The following is a 17,296-nucleotide window of genomic DNA, read 5'->3' on the forward strand; positions in this document are numbered from 1 at the left end:
AGAGCTATCAAACCATCATAACGCAGACCAAAAAAAACGCCAGCAGGTGCCAGCGTTTTTGTGTGTTGCCGCTATTAGGTGTTATACATCATCCGTGGCTTTACCTTTGTGCTCTGACCACTCGCGGCGCAGTACCGACAAGCTCTCAAAGGTCACCAATACAGTGGCAATCATAATAATGATATCCATGATGATGAGTAGCCAGTTGCCATCGGTGTAAAAAGTCTTGAGCTGTAACAGTAGCGCAAAGACAGTCATCACCAGCAAAAACGACAGCGGCGCTAAGGTATACCATACGGGTTTGCCTTTACGCAGCAAAATGACCGTCACAATCATTAAGGTCAGTGCCGCCATCAGCTGGTTGGTCGTACCAAAGAGTGGCCAGATGATCATACCGCCTGCGCCATCAATACCACCTGCACCGAATGCGAGTAACAAACACGTACCTACCGCCAGCAAAGTCGCCACCACGCCTTTTTTCAGAATAGGCAGATTATAAAACTCACCGAATTCTTGGAAAATATAACGCTGCAAACGCACGCCTGTATCCATCGTCGTACCCGCAAACAGCGCCGCCATAACCGTCAGCATGGTTTGTGACAGCACCATCTCAATGCCCACACCTTGGTTTAAGATGGTGGCACCACCGTCGATAAACGCGCCGATAGAGCCGTCACCGAATTTTTGATACACCGCTTGCCAGTCGCCTAGGCTTGCAAAACCTGCGGTCGCTGCCAAGATAGCACCGAGTGCCAACAGACCTTCGCCCAGTGCGCCGAAATAACCCACAAAACGTGTGTCTTCTTCTTTATCAATCTGCTTTGAGGTTGTACCTGTCGCTACCAAGCCATGGAAGCCTGAAATCGCACCACAGGCAATGGTCACGAACAGTAATGGCAAAATGGACGGCGTATCTGCTGGCAAGTTGGTATTGACAGTTGGCGCGACGATGTCGGGCGTGGCAATAAAGATTGCCGCATACAACAAAATCAAGCCCACGAACAGCTGTAAGCCATTTATATAATCGCGCGGCTGGAGCAGCATCCATACAGGCAGTAGTGACGCAATCGCCGCATACACAAATAGGATAATAATCCATACTGCCGTGTCAGGCAGACCCATCACCGTCTCAGGCAACACGATTGGGAACATAGGCCCCAAATAAATGAGCGTGTATAGCGCCACCACGCCTACGATAGACACGATAGGCAGACTCATTTTGTAGCGGTAGATACACTGACCGATAATAAAGGCAACAACCAGCGCGCCCCACACAGGCAGCACGGCCGATGGCGTCTTAATCATCATATTGGCAATCGCCACACCGAATACCGCGTTGACCATGAGCAGCAGCAAGAATATCACCACCATCATCAGACTGCGCACGCGCGATCCCATGACAGTACCTGCGATAGAGCCAATCGACTGTCCACGGTTACGCATACTCGCCCACACAGCAGACATATCATGCACGCCTGCCATGAAAATCGTCCCAAATACTACCCAAAGCACGGCAGGTACCCAGCCCCAAATCACCGCAATCGCAGGGCCGATAATAGGCGCTGCGCCTGCAACCGAAGTAAAATGATGTCCCCACAAGACATATTTATTGGTCGGTACATAATCAACGCCGTCCTTCATAGTATGGGCTGGCGTGGGACGGCTGTTGTCTAGCGCCAAAATCTTGGTCGCGATAAATTTGGAATAAAAAATATAGCCACAAAGCATTGCAGCGACGCCAAATAATAATACAATGGCACTGTTCATCTTATCTCTCCTTAGATAAGCCGAGCATATACACCCGTCTTGTCTTACTTGTTTTTATACAGATGCTGGCAAGGTAGGTAGGTTCAATATCAGGCTTGGTTTTGATGTTGCCTTGTTATTATTGTGCGTCCATGTGCCTAAAGTGACAGCACCTGTGTTATTTAAAACCTTACACAGGTCATGATGAAATGATTGTCGTGTGTCATGACTGATTACTGCGTTATTATTTTTGATAAAAATTAGGGCATGTCTTCATTTAGGCATAGATTTTTGAATTGAAGACACACCATAGAATAAACAGCAAAAAAAGCAGTCAAAAAAACAGTAGCCAACCTGCAGCTACTGATAGAGAAATCGGCAAAAATGAATCCCTGCCTCAGTGTATCTGATTTATTGAACAATGTAACGCTAACCATAGACAAAATTTGCCCACTGACGGGTATACTTTCAGTATTTCTACTAATTATATGCTGATGAATATTAAGAGAAACGGTATAGTGATTCAGACAGACGACAGGTAAAATATACGAACAACGCCAGCAAATGCATCATTCAAGGATGAGGTGTGATTGCAGCACGCTATTATTTATAAAAATAGCGTTAAAAACATAACAAAACTTATTTAAAAAAGGCAGGACAATGGCGCATTATTTTGGATTCATTCCTTCTCAAAAACTCTCCAACATGATTGATGAAGCCGAGCATATTATCTATACCAAAGCAGACGTGGATTATTACCCCTACCGCAATGCACTGGTGCAGCAAATTGCGCGCGAGCTGAATGACAACTTTTTGGTGCGCTTGGTACAGACCACGCCCAATCCTGAGCGCAAAGCCGCAATGGACAAAATTGCCACCACCATCGAGCGCTCAACCGAATCCATGCTCAAGGTGCTGCTTGGCAAAGACAGTAACGAAGACATTCTGCCCAGCTTCTATTTTTTAGAAAATGAAACCATGTTTATTGATAATGACGGCAAGCGCCGCGTGGGTTTTCAGCTGACTGACGCGCAAGTACAAACGATTCACAAAGGGTTTGATGCTGTCAGCGATGACCATGTAGACTTGGCAGATTTTAAGCAAGCACTGATTACCATGAGCGATGCGGCCATGTATCACTTCATGACCCGTTTTACCCAAACGCTCAAGCTTGGCATGATTAAACGCCGCGCTATTCCTGTGACCAAAGCAGCGATTGATAAAGGTGTGGGCATCGCGCTCAATCGATTGTTGCCCCAGCTGCCTAATGACGGAGTCAATCGTTTGGCGCAGTTTTATCGCCCCTACTTTATTGAAATACCAGACAATGCTGAATAACACAAAGTATCCATTGGGCTGTACGGCTTGTACATATTGACTTGCACGTCTAATAATTGATAAGAAAAGTCTACTGCACTGTTGGGCAAATACACAAAAACTTGCTAAAATACGCAGCACTTTTTATAAAAGGCGCATCCTATGACCCAAATCAGCAACCAAGAAATCGAAAAAACGCTCCGCAACTCAGAATGCCTTATCAGCAGCATCGAAGTTGCCGCCGCTTATGAGCGTTTGGCCGCTCAGCTAAACTTGTCTTATGCGGGGCTAAACCCGATTGTCATGGTCGTTATGAATGGTGGATTGATTCCAGCAGGTCAATTGCTTACACAACTGACGTTCTACCATCGCATGCACTACATCCACGCCTCTCGTTACCGCGACAACCAAGGCACGAACGAGCTAAACTGGAAGTTCAAGCCTGATGTCAACATCGAAGGCGAGCACGTGCTTTTGATTGATGATATTTTTGATGAAGGCATTACCCTAAAAGCCGTTGTTGAAGAGTTGGGTAAAGAAAAGCCACTCTCTATCAACTCATGCGTACTACTAAACAAAATCCACGACCGCAAAGTTCCTGATTTTGATGTTGATTTTGTGGGTATCGAAGTTGCTGACCGTTACGTTTATGGCTGCGGCATGGACTTCCATGGTTACTTACGCCACTTACCAGGCATCTACGCGATTAAAGAAGACAAAGTATAATTGTTTTAGATAAATTAGCTGAAACGTTATCAAAAAAAGCATCCCCACGCGAGGATGCTTTTTTTATGTCACTGTTTTTATATGCTTAATAAAGAACACGACCAAATATAGAAAAATCTATGCCTCAGTATCCGCGCTTGCAAATTGCAAAGACAGCCCTGTCTGGCGAATGGTTGGTGTACCCAGCGCATATTCAAATGCCGATAGCGTACTAAATATCGAGACCTGCTTTTTGGCGCGCGTCACAGCGGTATAGATCAGCTCTTGGCTGAGTAAGCGCGTGTGCTGATCATCAAAGGCAATCGCCACATGCGTAAATTCTGAACCTTGTGACTTATGGATGGTCATGGCATAGGCCGTTGTGACCATATCATCGCTCATCATATTTACGGCAATACCCTGCCCCTTACCCTCAAAAAACACCTGCAAGCGTCCGCGCTCTGTCTCCAAGCACACACCAATATCACCGTTAAATAATCCCAGCTCATAATTGTTTTGCAGCACCATCACAGGTCTGCCGTGATACCACTCAGACTTTGATAGTGGCAGCTGTAGCGCCTCTTTATGCTGCTGGGTTAGATATTGATTGATATGATGATCGCCGCAACTGCCATGATGTCCTGCAGTAAGTATCTTATATTCACCCAATACAGCCATTAGCTGGCTTGCAAAAACAAGCGCCTCTGAATTTGGTATGGATTTCGCTTTTAATTTATCTAGTCTAATATTATTAGTTTTTTTAAAATAATTTGAATATTTAGATGAAATTAATTTTAGAAATTTAATTTTACTTAGGCTATTTATATCAGAAATACCTTGATATAAAGGATAGAATTCAAGACTGTCTTGGGTATTAATGATATTCCAAACGCCTTGCGGGGCTTTGTTTTCAGTATTAATAAAGCGCGCAAGCCGCCCAATGCCTGATTCGTCATCAAAACGGCGACTGATACTAAGCGCCTGATGGACGTCTTGCAATGCAGGAACGCGGCACAAGTCAGCGAGCACCGCGCCTGCATCGACAGCGGCAAGTTGATTGGCATCACCAAGCAGTATCAAACGCGCACCCGCTTTTACGGCACGTACCAAGTCTTTTGCAAGCTCCACCCCAAGCATCGAGGCTTCATCGACGATGATAATATCTTCGCCCAGTGGGTTGTCTTGATGATAGCGCGCGCGTCCACCCTGCCCGATGCCTAGCAAGCGGTGAATGGTCTTGGCTTCGGGCAGCTGCATATCAATGCCTGCTTGCTCAATCGCTGCCTGTAGTGACTCTTGCATCCGCTGCGCCGCCTTCCCTGTGGGTGCTGCCAAAGCCAAATTGGGCGCGTCGCCTAACCTGTTCTCTGCCTCCTGCCCGCTTTGTAATGCCATCACCAGCTGCGCGACGGTAAAGGTCTTCCCCGTCCCTGGTCCACCTGTGATGATGCTCAGCGCCGAGTGGTTTGCCATATCAATAGCGCTTTGCTGCTCGGTATTTAGTAGCGGGTTGGGATCAATATCAAGAGGCTGTACGCGCTGCGCTTTAATACGCATGACATGTGCGACAAGGTCATGCTCTGCTTGCCATGCACGTTGTAGCCAAAGGGTAAGCGTTTGGCTATCTTTTTGCCAATGATAAATAATGGGCGTGTTGTTGGTATTTTTCTTATTATTTTCCTGTATAAATGGGTTAGTTTTTATTAGATTTTTTAATTTACTTAGGCTATTTTCATTAGTGTCTGTTTGGTTTATTTTTTGGAAGACATTATACAGCTCAGCGCTACTGTAATAACGAGCGGTAAGGCTGTCTTTTTGATAAGCAGGCAAGGACAGCTGCCACAATGCTGCTTTCCAGTGCGTATCATCGGTCAAAAACGTTGCCAGTGTTAATGGCGTATCGTCGGCGTCAGACGCAGGTGGCAAACAGTCTAGCAGCGGACGCACCATGGCTTCTAGGAGCTGCTGTTGCCATGCATGGTCTGCCGTCAGCGTCAAGACCGTGTGTCCCTCCTCCAGCCGCTGAATCAGTAGCACGAACAGCGCCGTAAACAGATCCGCTGTCCCCTGCTCGGCTTTACTCTGTGTATCATCAATCGGCGCATGGGTACGCTGACGCTGATAGGCGGTATGGGTCTTTAGGCGGCGCTGAATGAGATACTCGCTCACCGTCATCGCCCAGCGGCTGTCATCGCTAGGCTCAGCGCCAGCACTTGGGCGTAATGTCATGTCAAAGGGCGACGTACTCATAATCTATCCTTAATCAATAAAACCAAAAACGGCGGCGTGTTTTTTTATCCCTACCGATTGGGCAAGCCAAAAAACGCATCCAATGCGAGCACCAAAGCAACAGGAATGTCCCACGTGATGCGCCCATATCCCGCCTGCGCGCCTTGACCGATACCGCGCAAAAACAGATACTCCACCGCGCCAAGATACTGCGCTTCATTGCCTTGATAATCGCTAATTCGCAGCTTTAATAAGCGGTGCAGCGCGACTTGATAAATGGCTGCCTGTAGCCAATAGCCTGCATGACTCATGGCAATTTTAAGCTGCTCTGGCTCGTAGCTTGCATCATTCGCGCCCAGATAGTTACTCTTATAATCCACGACATAATACTTGCCTGCATGAGCGTAGACCAAATCTATCTCGCCGCGTAAATAGCGGTAGATGTGCGCTATCGGGGCTGCGCTTAGATTGATATGCTTGTCAGGGTCATTGGGCAAGTGCGCTGCAAAAATCTCATTAAGCTGCTCGGTGTTAAAGCTGGCTGCCAAACCCATGTTAAACCCAAGCTCCGCCATGCGCTGATGCGGGGCGATAGCGTGTAGCGGTTGCCCTGAGGCCAACAGCGGTGCGTCTAAAATGCTTGCCAGCCAGTCCTTTAAGGAGATATGTTGCGGCGATAGTGGCGCATCGTCAGTGGCGGACGTACCCTCATTTGACTGTCGCGGCGTAGTTTGCGGGGTAGACAGGTACTGGTTGGGCAGCTGATATTGGCGAATGCCTTGGTCAATCACTGCCGACCACGTTTGCGGCTGGTCAAAGTCGATTTTTTCGAGCACTTGGTGCAAAAATGTCCCCGCATTTGCCCCTTTAACAAAGCTAAAGCGGATGTCCTCCGCCGCACCTGCCTGCTTAGATTCATTGACACGCATGGGGCTGCTGACCAAATCGTCTTCAATCGCATCATCAAAGACCGCAAGGTCATGACTTTGCTCGGTCAACTGACGTGCTAGGGCGGTAAAGCTGGTCTTGGTCCACCCCTGAAAATAGTGCTGTTGGCGTTGGGCTTCGGCGGCGCGATAGTCGATATACTGCGCCTCTTGGGCAGGGTTTGGCTCACTATCGGACGCTGGCATGAGCGCTTGGCTGCTTTGTAATACCGTGTCTATCGCGTCTTTTAGCACATCGTGTGACAGCCAGCCAATATATGGCGTTAAACGCTCAGGCAAAGTGTGCTCAGGCGTATCAAGGCAGTCGAGCCAGGTGCGTAAGGGCTTGTCATCCAGTCCGTGTTTGGTCTTCGCATCGGTAATCACTACAAACAGCTGCTCACTGGCACGGGTCATCGCCACATAGGTCAGGCGGCGCATTTCATCCATTGCCTCTTTTGCTTCAACGTCCGAAAAGTAGTTTTCTTGCCCCATTGCGCCTGTGATGGCTTGGTATTTGTGCTTACTTGCCGACAGGCGGCGTTCGGTGTGCGGCTGGTCTTGATAGTCCGTCTGATTGACGCTAATGTCATGGTCGTACAAATACAGCGCATGCGTATTTTTTTTAGTATTGCGATAGATGCTCTTATCGAGTCCGAGCGCATACACCACAGGAAACTCTAGCCCCTTAGACTTATGCATGGTCATCAGCTGTACGCCTGATGCGGTCGGTAGTGGCTGCTGCTTTGCCCAATCAGGCACGCCGCCTTGGCTCATCTGTTTTTTATACCACTGTAATAGCTCGTATTCACCCAAGTGCATTGCATATTGCGCCAAAATATCCATGATATGGCGCAAGTCCATGAGATGACGCGTGCCCTCGGTCGTCCCCGCCAGCGCCGTCCATAGGCTCTTGGCTTGGGTTTCGGGTGCTTGCAGTGCCATTAAGGCATTGCGCCCCAAGATATAATGCAGCGCCGACAACACGCCGCTGTGCTGCCAATAGATGGCGGCACGCTTTAAATCACTTTGCAGCTTTTGATAATACGCCTTTAAATCGCTGTCGCCATCGGTCGTGGCGGTCTCGTCACCGCTGTCAATCAGGGCTTGCGCTTGTTTTAGGCTCAGCTGATAAAAATGACTGGTCAATAAGCGATTGATAATGTCGCGGCGCTGCGGGCGCAAGAGGGCTTCGAGCAGCACCAAAATATCCTCGGCAATCACGGTGCTAAAGACGCTGTCCTCAGTCGTCACCAGCGCATCAACGCCCAAATCGTGCAGCACCTTTTCGACCGCTTGCAAGTCTTTTTTGGCGCGTCCCAATACAGCAATGTCGCTTGGACGTAAGGCGCGCCCTTTGAGCTGCGGATTGCTTGCTAATAAGGCGGCGATATGATGTGCAGTTAGGCTGGCGTAATCGTGGCTGTCGTTGTCTTCGTCGTTGTGCGGTACGTGCAAAATGGTCACCGCCTCTGTTGAGGTCATACCGCGCAGTGACTCAGACACGACCGCATCGGGCTGGTGCCAAGAGGCGTTGCTCTCAGGGTTGGCAGCGGTGATGTATTGGTATTCGATGTTGTGTCCCAATGCGGCAAGCGTATTGGGCGCAGTCGTCGGCTCTGCGCTCGGCTGTCCGAACCAATGGTTTAATGACTCAATCATCTGCGCGTTTGAGCGGCGGTTGATATCGAGGCTCATGCGGTGCGCGGGTGCAAATTTGGTTTTGATTTGGTTATAGTTGGCGACATCGCCACCACGAAAGCCATAAATCGCCTGCTTTGGGTCACCGACGAGTAGTAAAAAATTGCGTCTGCCTTGCACATCCAAATGCTCAGGCAGCGCACTGTCAGGCATATAGATGCGCTCAATCATCTTTGCCTGCTCGGTATTGATATCCTGCGACTCATCAATCAGCGCCACAGGGTAATGATGGCGAATATAACGCGCCAGCCGTGCACCCTCGATACCCGCCAAGGCTTGGTTCAGGCGCAGCATTTGTAACCCAAAGGTGGTCTCGCCTGCTGCCTCTAGCAGCATTGGCAAACGCTCACGCACGCGTAGGGCAATATTGCGATTGAGCGTATCGAGCAGCAGTCTTAAATATTGGTCAATCTGCGCGGTATAAACGTGCAGTTTGTTTAAAAGTTTAATAGCATCGATGTTAATAAATGCCAAGCGCTCGGTGTCTTTGTTGTTATTAAAACCTTTGCCACCCTCTTCTTTACTCAAAAACGCAAATGGCACAGCTTCAAAAAACTTTTGCGCATCGCCCTCTAGCAGGGTAAAAAAGGTCGTATTGCCCTTGTCTACCGCCGATTGAATCTCGTAAATGGTATCTACCTTAGTGCCAAGGGTTGCCCGCGCATTAAAGCCTTGCGTCTTACGGTAGTCCTTATCAAAATACGGCTCGACGTCTGTTAAATCACAAGTTTTAAATGCCTGTAGCGTCTTTTGATACCCATTAAAATCAACCTCAGGCAAGTCCATCACAGGCGTGATGGGCAAGGTTAAATGCTGTAGCGCTTTTTTGGCGACATTCAGATGGTCAGCGACGGTGGTCAACTGGCGGGTATGTTGTAATAAGTCGTACACGGGGCGATTGTCGTGATACAGCTGGCTTTGAAAGGCGCGTATCTCATCGTGAATAATGCTCTCAATTACCGCATCTTCGCGCTCACTAATCGCCATGCCGACCTGATGCCCCGTCTCGGCGCTATATTCAGACAGCCATTTTTGTGCAAGGCTATCAAGCGTATTCACAAACAATTTGTCCAATGTGGTCAATACGAGCGCGCAGCGGCGAATGGCTTCGGTCAGTGGATAGCTCGCCGTTCTGTCGAGTAAGTAGCTGAGCAAATAGTCATTAATGGGGTCTTTAATCAAGTCCGCCACACCCAGTCCATCTGCTTGCTGGTGTAGCCAGTCGCGGCGCTGCTGACGCATGGCATCGGTCAGTGCGGTATCAGGGCGGCTTTTCTTATTATCACTATTGTCTTTGTCGGCTTTTGTCTGCTCAGACGCAGCATCAAAAGCATACTGCGGATAAATCTGCATACGCTGCTCAGGCTGGGCAGCAAGCTTTTGCACCCATTGCAGCAGCTGATAAAAATCCACCAGCCGCGCATGAATACGCTCGCGCATCTCGGCAGCCGCAGCGCGGGTAAAGGTAGTAGCAATGATATGCTCAGGCGCGCGCTTGGCTTCGATAAGCAGGCGCAGCACGATACCCGTCAGCGTCCATGTTTTGCCCGTCCCTGCCGATGCCTCAATCAGATAGCGCCCATGCAATGGCACACGCAGCGCAGGCGGCAGCTGCTCATCAGGCGTCTTTGGGGTAACAACAGTATCGGGCATAAGGTATCGCTTTTTTAATAAAAATAAGAACAAACACAACAGCAAACAGTGCGTATAAAACTTTAAAAGTTAGGGCGTGTCTTCGTTTCAAAAATGGTGATAAAAATGAGATAAATTGCGGTCAAACAAGGAAAATAGCGCCGTTAATATCGAGATATTGATAAGCTATTTGACGATGTTTGGCAAAATTTAGCCATTTTTAGCCCATTTAGTGATTAACATTTGAATGAAAGACATGCCCTAAGACAAGGGCGTTAAACGACGGTACATGGGGGCAAAAAGCGGCTCTGCCAATGTTAACAGTGCGTCTTTTAATGCCGCAAATGGCGAGGTGTCTTGGAGTACATATTGCCATAAAGGATGCCATGCGCAGTCGTCATATTCGGCAGGATTGCTGTCACTGCCCCAACTGTCCGTGCCCAGCCATTTTTTAAAGTCGGCGGATTTGGGCTGATAATCGCCCATTATCTCATCCGCGCTCTTGTCAATATAGGTCAGCGCATCACGCGGCATCAGGACAATCGGCAGCTGCGCGGTCATTTGCGCAAAGTGTAGCCATTTTAACAACTCGGCGCGTGCTTCCTCCGACTCAATCGGCGGCAACACAAAATTGGTCGCCTTTTTAAATTTAGTAAATGCTTCTGTGCCTTTATGAAAGCACCAAATACTTTTACCATCTTCTACCGCTACTTGCGCGGCGCTGGTTTGTCTTGCGACTTGCCAATACAGATGCATCAGCCAAAGCCACAGCAGATGCGGCGCGCGAGCGGTATTGGGTAGGACTTTTAGCCATAATTTGGGAGGATTATGAATAGTGTCATCGGTGCTGCCTGATGGAATATCGCCTTTTAGCGCGATGCGTGTATTGTTGTCGTTTAAGACAATAATTTGCTCTGAGCAGGGCGTGAGCCATGTGGGTGCTTTTGTTTGTATTTCTAATTTGCTTAGGCTATTCTGTTGTGTGGGTATGTGGATACCTGCCTCAAGCAGCGCTTGGTAAAAATTTTGACATTGGCGTTTGATACGCTGCTGCTGATAGTCAAGGCTAGAATAGCGCGCCACGCCCGCAGGCATGATGGCATCGTACAATAGCGGCTGAATGCTGGAGACATCCTGAGCACTGCTGGCTTCGGATAAGAGCAGCTGCTGATTGATCTGATAGGCGTGCAGCGGTGATAGCGACAAATGCTCTTGGGTCGCGCCCTCGGCGACAGACTCGACGATATGGATATTTTGCGCTTTTAAGAAGTGCTTCATCGGGTGGCGCACTTGGCGATACAGGTGCGCCATATCGGTAGGCGCTGGGCTGTGTGGCAGTGTTTGTGCCATTGGCGCGGCGCTAGATAATGCCTGCGCAAGCGTTTGATAGTCGCTTGGGGTCAGTAGGCTGATGTTTTGCCAGCCACCCTTTGCGCTATGGTGCAGACGGTCAAACACCTCACGCCATACAGGCGCAGGGGCAACGCTGCGCTGCTGTGCGCGCTTTTCTTTACGCATGGCCTCGTGCAGCATCGGCACAATCGTGTCATCTTGCGGCGTTTCTGTCCCAGATTCCGTAGCATCATCAATAAAGATACGTGCATCAAAGGGCAACGCGGGGTGCTCAGTGACCAGCCAAGACTCAATCAATTTGGGCATTTGCCGTTGCAATTTAACTTGTAAAGCCGTGTCGTTATTGTCTTTTGCTTCGGCAAGCGGCTGCCATTGCCACTGCACCTCCCCTTGCAAAAACTGTAGCAGCTCGCTGACAGGGTTGGCGGGCAGGTGCTCATGATTGTCGGTTAGGCGCTGACCGTTGTAAAAAATCCAGCACGCACTACGCGCACACAAAAGCGCGTCCAAAAATGCGCCATTGTCATCGTCTTCGCTAAAGCGGTCGCCGCGCTCGGCAAGACCTGCTTTCATCAAGTCATAGCGGTTGTCACGGTCGCGGTTCGGAAATTCGGACAGGTCCATATTGAGCATCACCACCAGCCCAAAGGGGACGTTTCTGAGCGCACCAAAGCGCCCAAAGGTAATCACCCCTGTCGGCTCGGCACTGACCTGCTGGCTCTCGAGCGCCGACTCAATGCTATCCAGCATAAAGCTGAGCTTTAGCGGCAAGCTGCTCACCTGTGATAGGCGCGCCTCCACTTCGCTGGCATTGCTGTCCTGCTGCGGCGCGTGACCGTGATAGCGCTGGTAATGGCGGTTGGCGCGCAAGCTGCTCTTAAAGCTATTCATCGCATTAAAAATCGCCCGCATGGCGCGCGTCTGATCCAGCTCGCCAAAATACGGATGAATGATGTCATTTTCAATATTGTTAAGCCACTCTTCGGCGCGGTGTCTTACCTCATGGCTGTAGCGGCATTTTTCCAAACCCTGATGCACGCGGCACAGCGCTTCGATAATGGGCGCATCACTAAGGCTAATCGCAGGCGCAGGTACAGTCTTTTCGGGCAGTACACCCGCTTGCCAATCATTTGGGTATAAGCAATCACTCATCGGTGCATCAGGCATAATCAGCCCAAGCGTGAGCTTATCGAGCGTATAGCTAAAGCTAAAACGGTAGTCATAATCTTGCGGGCTAAGGCTTGCCTGCAAATGCGCCTCATCAAAACCGCGCACAAAACCTGACGCCAATAAAAGCTCACAACCACGGCTCATCTGCTCGTGTGTCAGTCCGAGGCTCTCATATAGCGGCGGCAGCATCAGCCAATCAAGCACCGTCGCCGCCTCAAAACGCGCCGCATTGCCATCCAGCAGCTTATAAAAGCCGCTGATGGCTTCCCACAGCTGACGAATCGACTTATCGACCACACCCGTAATTTTGGCGGGTAGATGCAAACCGTCTTGCCCTACGCCCGCGACAAACACCGAATTAATCAAATCGTGATGGCGCTCGACATCAGGCAACAACACCACAATGTCGGATAAGTGACGCGTGCTGCCATCAGGATTGGTGTCGTTTAGCCAATGTCCAATCATCCCGCGCAGTACCTCAAGCTGACGCTGTAAATTGTGGCAAGAATGAATGCTTAGGCTATTATCATAATGCGCCAGCCGCCACGGACGCGCCTGCTGATAATGCTTGTTGCTGAGGTCGCTATACCACGCATCGTCCTGTACATTTGTGCCTGCTGTGTCCAAATCCAGCGCCATCTGCTCACCGAGTGCCGCACTCAGGCGCCCGCGCGTGGTCTGCTGCGTGGACGCCTCATCGAGCATCAAGATGTCTTGTTGCAAATGCGCCAATAAAGTTTGCGGCTCATCAAACGCGTCTTGAAGTGCCTGCGCATCATTTTCACTCTCGCCCTCTAGCGCCTCAAAGCGGTCTTGCCATTCAAGTTGAAACGCCTCTTGATAAGCATTGCCCGACAAACTTGCCAGCATGGCAAAGGTCTCGCGTGACTGCTTGCCCAGTCGCGACAGCAAGGTATGCCCATAATCGCGTAAAAACACACTGTTTGGATTAATCACCTGCTGGCGCTGTAGCCACTGCTTATCGACGATATCTGCCCAAAACAGCTGGCTCGGATTGTAGTGCAATAAAGTGATGTCCATATACAACGAGAGCCGCTGCAAAAAGTCCAGTTCTGCTTGCGGCAGCTGCTGAATGGTAAAAATATGCAGCTTGTCAGGTAAGGCATTTGCTAAGGAAAGCCCAGCACTATCGTCTTGCCAATGCTGCTCAAGCACCGACCAAAAACGCGTCTCAATCGCTGCCCGATGCTCGTAGACCGCCGCAAACAGCAGCCGCCACAAATGCCGCTGCGCCAGCTCCAAGCTGGTATAATGCGCAACCAACCATTCAGGCGTGTCGCCCGCCTCGGGGTCAAACTTTTTGCTAAAGGCGTCTTTTTCGGCAATCATAGCCGCAACATCGACCGCCTCATCATCGCCCCAACGGGCGAGCCAACCTTGTCTATGGGTCAAATAGCGCGAAAACACGCGCGCAAAATCGGTCGCCAATGACCACAGGCGCGCGTCTTGTTGACTGCGGTCGGTATTATTACCAATCAGCCCTGACAATAGCGCATATAGCGGGTGCTTATCATCGGCCAAAATCTGCTGCTGATAATAAGAAAAATAACCAAACAAGCGCCACTGCATCACCGCCCCTGTCAATACAGGCACTTCGGGGACGGCCATCATCTCAGACTCACGCCCTGACGCCGCAAGCCACGTATTGTAACGCCCGAGCACCTGCTGCATCAGTGACCATTGATACTGTCCCCAAAACTGCGTGGTCAATAAGGTGCTGATGCCCGCCTGACTGGCAATCGACTTATCGAGCCAGTCGCCGAGCACCATCGAGGGCACAATCACCACAAATTTATCAAAAATAGATTGCGTTTTAGACTGATACGCGGCGAGTAGCTGCGCTACCAGACGCTCCGTGCGATGCGACTGCACAATAGTAAACATAAATTCTCTTTTCTTGATATCAATTCGGGTGCGTTTTTACTGATCACCACAAAAAACTTAATACTATCAATTCTAATTGATTGATAGCGTTCTAAATGTCAAATTAGCGGTATAACTTTAAATATTTCTTAGCAAACTTTTGCTTTTAAAAACTCCTACTGTTTAAGAGTCGAAAAGTATGTGGCGTCTAAGGAACCTTACTGTTGTACTTTCATTACACTTCATTCACATAACTCTCGGGTCATTTTTTAGAAGAGATAATACAACCTGATATAATACGTCATAAACGCAGATGACGGACGCAGTAAACGTCTAGTGTGCCACTGATTGAATATATTAACTACTTATGAAAACACGTATGCTGTTTTATACGACAGCTAGTGTCGTCAAGTATTTTTTGCGTAAAGTAGCGCATCACTCATTTTGTTGTTTTATCTGATTACGAAGGGAGTTGACGCAATGCCTTATCGACCTATTGATGCTGTCTTTGTTCATCCAGAACAGCGCTGCTATATTATTTATGATCGCGGGACACTGTGGCAATTACCTCGCATGAAAATAGACAATAGCTCATGGATTAGACGCAAGCCCTATACAGGAAAAACCACCGAACTTTATCTTAGTCGCAACCAACGCATCAAAGACCCCGTACTAGCCCATCGTCTTCGTACTCTAAATTTGCCCGCCTCGGTACGTGGCATTACTTTGTCACGTTTTGAATACTGGTGGGAGACACATGGCTTTGAGTGGAGCAAACAAGTTGTCATGGCAGGCGCATCGCCATTAGCAGTGCATGAAAGTCACGAGGCGCTTGCCAGCCTTACAAAAAACAACGCTGAACCCAAGCAAGATATGGCAACATCAGCAGATACACTCGGCCTTTCTGTAAACCAGACGAGTAAAGACATATTCGAAGACATGCTGGCTGACCTTAAAAAAGATTTATTCCATTAACACAAGTTTTTTGTCATTGATATGTCTTATTTACAATAAGTGTGATGGGTCATAATCGCCCAAAATATGGCTACTTTTTGGATAAGATGATAACTAACTATGATGAAAGACTACAAGATACTCATGATAGGTATTTTATTACTGATACTTATTGTTCTTATCCTACTGTGTGCTTGGTTATGGAGTCATAATCGCAAATATATCAATCCTGTACCAGTTATCGCTGATACCAGTAGTAATGAGCTGTCTGCTAAGGATAGCGAGGCGATATACAATGCTAGCGTACATATCCAGGCAGATAAAGCACTAGAGCGCATACTAAATGACTTGATTGTGCGCTTTGAATCGCGTTATCCAAGCATACAAGTCACCGTCGACTATATGACCAAGGCGGCGCTTTTTAGCGTGCAAACCAATGATGCAGATAGTAAAGACTATTTGGTTGATACTGATATTATCATGACAAATAATTCCTTAGCCGAAGTACAAATTGAGCATCTGCAAAACATCGTCAACCAAGCGCAGGACCAACGCAATCAATATACACAACATCAAAACCCTGACCTAACGACACCTGAAGCGGTAGAAGAAACAGACGCACCTACCGATACTGAAGTCAGCCAAGCGGAAAAACCACAGGCTGACAGTGCAGACACCAACACACAAGAGCAGACCACCACCACGGATAAGAACAACAGTGAGGCGCGCAAACTGTCCGCCTTTAGCTATGCGCTCAGAAAAAAGCAATCTGAGCAAATGCTTCAAGGTATCGTGCTGACCAATAATCCTGCGGCGGTCAGCTTCCGTAACTATGTGCTGTCCAGCGCGGGACAGGATATTTTGGGACGCTACGACTACGGACATATTGACGGCTATCAAAAAAATATTGATGAGCTGTTTAACCCAACGGTTGCAGAGAATAAAGAACCAACGGTTGATGTCGCGGATGCGTTAAAAGATGGGAATTAGTCATTCAAATATTTTGTCGTGATATCTAAAGACAGTTTAAGCCATTGTCATTTCAAGAGATTCACTTCATGCATACATTTCATTGTTAAATAAAGATTGTTAAATAAAAACCCCTATTGCCATCCTCAGCAATAGGGGTTATCTTTTTATTAAGGTGACCGTCTCACTTGTCCGAATGCTGCTTGCATTGTCTGGTCTGAGGGTGTCGCCTTTTTTATTTCGGCTGACTTTTACTGAATGTTAAACACTCCCTGCCCGTACGCCACACCTTGACCATGTTCAACCAAAACGTCACTGACGATGCCGTCATGTTCGCTGACCACAGGCAGCAGGCGGGTCAGCTCTTCGATGTAGCAGACCGTTTGTCCTTGCTCAATGGTGTCGCCAACTTTCACGAGATTTTCCGTCGCGCCGTCTTTACTCAAGTGGACGATACCGACATACGGCGCGCAGATTTGCTTGCCGCTGGTACTATTACTGTTGCTGTCGTCGTTGTCTTGCGACTTTACTGGACTGTCAGCTACGCACTCTGCTGGGCTGGTTGCTTTGCTTGTATTCACCACTTTAATCGACTGCGCGCCATCGACAATCGTGACCTCGTGCAGTTGACTGCGCTCGACCATGTCGACCACGCGCTTTACTTGTTCTGTATCCATCTTAGACTCCTGTTGTCTTTCTTTATCGCTTTT

9 protein-coding genes are annotated in these 17,296 nt (G+C 48.7%); 4 read left to right on the forward strand and 5 right to left on the reverse strand.

Features of this window, described 5'->3' with window-relative positions:
- Positions 1-81 precede the first annotated feature (81 nt).
- Entirely contained in the window at positions 82-1,767 is a 1,686-nt protein-coding gene (locus JIE71_RS11250; protein ID WP_199508805.1) for a carbon starvation protein A, read from the reverse strand.
- 639 nt (positions 1,768-2,406) lie between these two features.
- On the opposite strand from JIE71_RS11250, the gene JIE71_RS11255 reads away from it, so the two are divergent.
- Together JIE71_RS11255 and JIE71_RS11260 are read left to right on the forward strand one after the other, a co-directional pair.
- On the forward strand, positions 2,407-3,084 hold the full coding sequence (locus JIE71_RS11255; protein ID WP_199508806.1) for a hypothetical protein: 678 nt from the start codon (positions 2,407-2,409) through the stop codon (positions 3,082-3,084).
- A 141-nt stretch (positions 3,085-3,225) separates the two neighbouring features.
- A complete protein-coding gene (locus JIE71_RS11260) occupies positions 3,226-3,789 on the forward strand; it encodes a hypoxanthine-guanine phosphoribosyltransferase (protein ID WP_199508807.1) in 564 nt (187 codons plus the stop codon).
- Positions 3,790-3,906: 117 nt separating this feature from the next.
- Here the strand turns inward: JIE71_RS11260 and recD are convergent, their stop codons facing one another.
- The 3 genes from recD to JIE71_RS11275 all read right to left on the reverse strand — a co-directional run bounded on the left by recD (position 3,907) and on the right by JIE71_RS11275 (position 14,684).
- Positions 3,907-6,018 carry an exodeoxyribonuclease V subunit alpha gene (recD, locus tag JIE71_RS11265; protein ID WP_228284664.1) on the reverse strand — a complete coding sequence of 704 codons (2,112 nt, stop codon included), beginning with the start codon at positions 6,016-6,018 and terminating at the stop codon, positions 3,907-3,909.
- Positions 6,019-6,068: 50 nt separating this feature from the next.
- On the reverse strand, positions 6,069-10,277 hold the full coding sequence (locus tag JIE71_RS11270; RefSeq protein ID WP_199508808.1) for a UvrD-helicase domain-containing protein: 4,209 nt from the start codon (positions 10,275-10,277) through the stop codon (positions 6,069-6,071).
- 240 nt (positions 10,278-10,517) lie between these two features.
- Positions 10,518-14,684, reverse strand: coding sequence for an exodeoxyribonuclease V subunit gamma (locus JIE71_RS11275; protein ID WP_199508809.1), 4,167 nt, complete (start codon positions 14,682-14,684; stop codon positions 10,518-10,520).
- 459 nt (positions 14,685-15,143) lie between these two features.
- On the opposite strand from JIE71_RS11275, the gene JIE71_RS11280 reads away from it, so the two are divergent.
- Positions 15,144-15,638 carry a hypothetical protein gene (locus JIE71_RS11280; RefSeq protein WP_199508810.1) on the forward strand — a complete coding sequence of 165 codons (495 nt, stop codon included), beginning with the start codon at positions 15,144-15,146 and terminating at the stop codon, positions 15,636-15,638.
- 99 nt (positions 15,639-15,737) lie between these two features.
- Entirely contained in the window at positions 15,738-16,607 is an 870-nt protein-coding gene (locus tag JIE71_RS11285; RefSeq protein ID WP_199508811.1) for a hypothetical protein, read from the forward strand.
- A 230-nt stretch (positions 16,608-16,837) separates the two neighbouring features.
- Here JIE71_RS11285 and JIE71_RS11290 read toward each other — a convergent pair whose 3' ends face one another.
- Positions 16,838-17,263, reverse strand: a complete 426-nt coding sequence (locus JIE71_RS11290; RefSeq protein WP_199508812.1) for an acetyl-CoA carboxylase biotin carboxyl carrier protein — start codon at positions 17,261-17,263, stop codon at positions 16,838-16,840.
- Positions 17,264-17,296: the final 33 nt, after the last annotated feature.

The organism is Psychrobacter sp. bablab_jr014 (genome assembly GCF_016464015.1).
Lineage (GTDB): Bacteria > Pseudomonadota > Gammaproteobacteria > Pseudomonadales > Moraxellaceae > Psychrobacter.

Excerpts from the sequence above, each read along its gene's own strand:
- recD (WP_228284664.1), bottom strand. The coding sequence starts at position 6,018 with ATGAGTACGTCGCCCTTTGACATGACATTACGCCCAAGTGCTGGCGCT.
- JIE71_RS11270 (WP_199508808.1), bottom strand. The coding sequence starts at position 10,277 with ATGCCCGATACTGTTGTTACCCCAAAGACGCCTGATGAGCAGCTGCCG.
- JIE71_RS11255 (WP_199508806.1), top strand. The coding sequence starts at position 2,407 with ATGGCGCATTATTTTGGATTCATTCCTTCTCAAAAACTCTCCAACATG.
- JIE71_RS11280 (WP_199508810.1), top strand. The coding sequence starts at position 15,144 with ATGCCTTATCGACCTATTGATGCTGTCTTTGTTCATCCAGAACAGCGC.
- JIE71_RS11285 (WP_199508811.1), top strand. The coding sequence starts at position 15,738 with ATGATGAAAGACTACAAGATACTCATGATAGGTATTTTATTACTGATA.
- JIE71_RS11250 (WP_199508805.1), bottom strand. The coding sequence starts at position 1,767 with ATGAACAGTGCCATTGTATTATTATTTGGCGTCGCTGCAATGCTTTGT.
- JIE71_RS11275 (WP_199508809.1), bottom strand. The coding sequence starts at position 14,684 with ATGTTTACTATTGTGCAGTCGCATCGCACGGAGCGTCTGGTAGCGCAG.
- JIE71_RS11290 (WP_199508812.1), bottom strand. The coding sequence starts at position 17,263 with ATGGATACAGAACAAGTAAAGCGCGTGGTCGACATGGTCGAGCGCAGT.
- JIE71_RS11260 (WP_199508807.1), top strand. The coding sequence starts at position 3,226 with ATGACCCAAATCAGCAACCAAGAAATCGAAAAAACGCTCCGCAACTCA.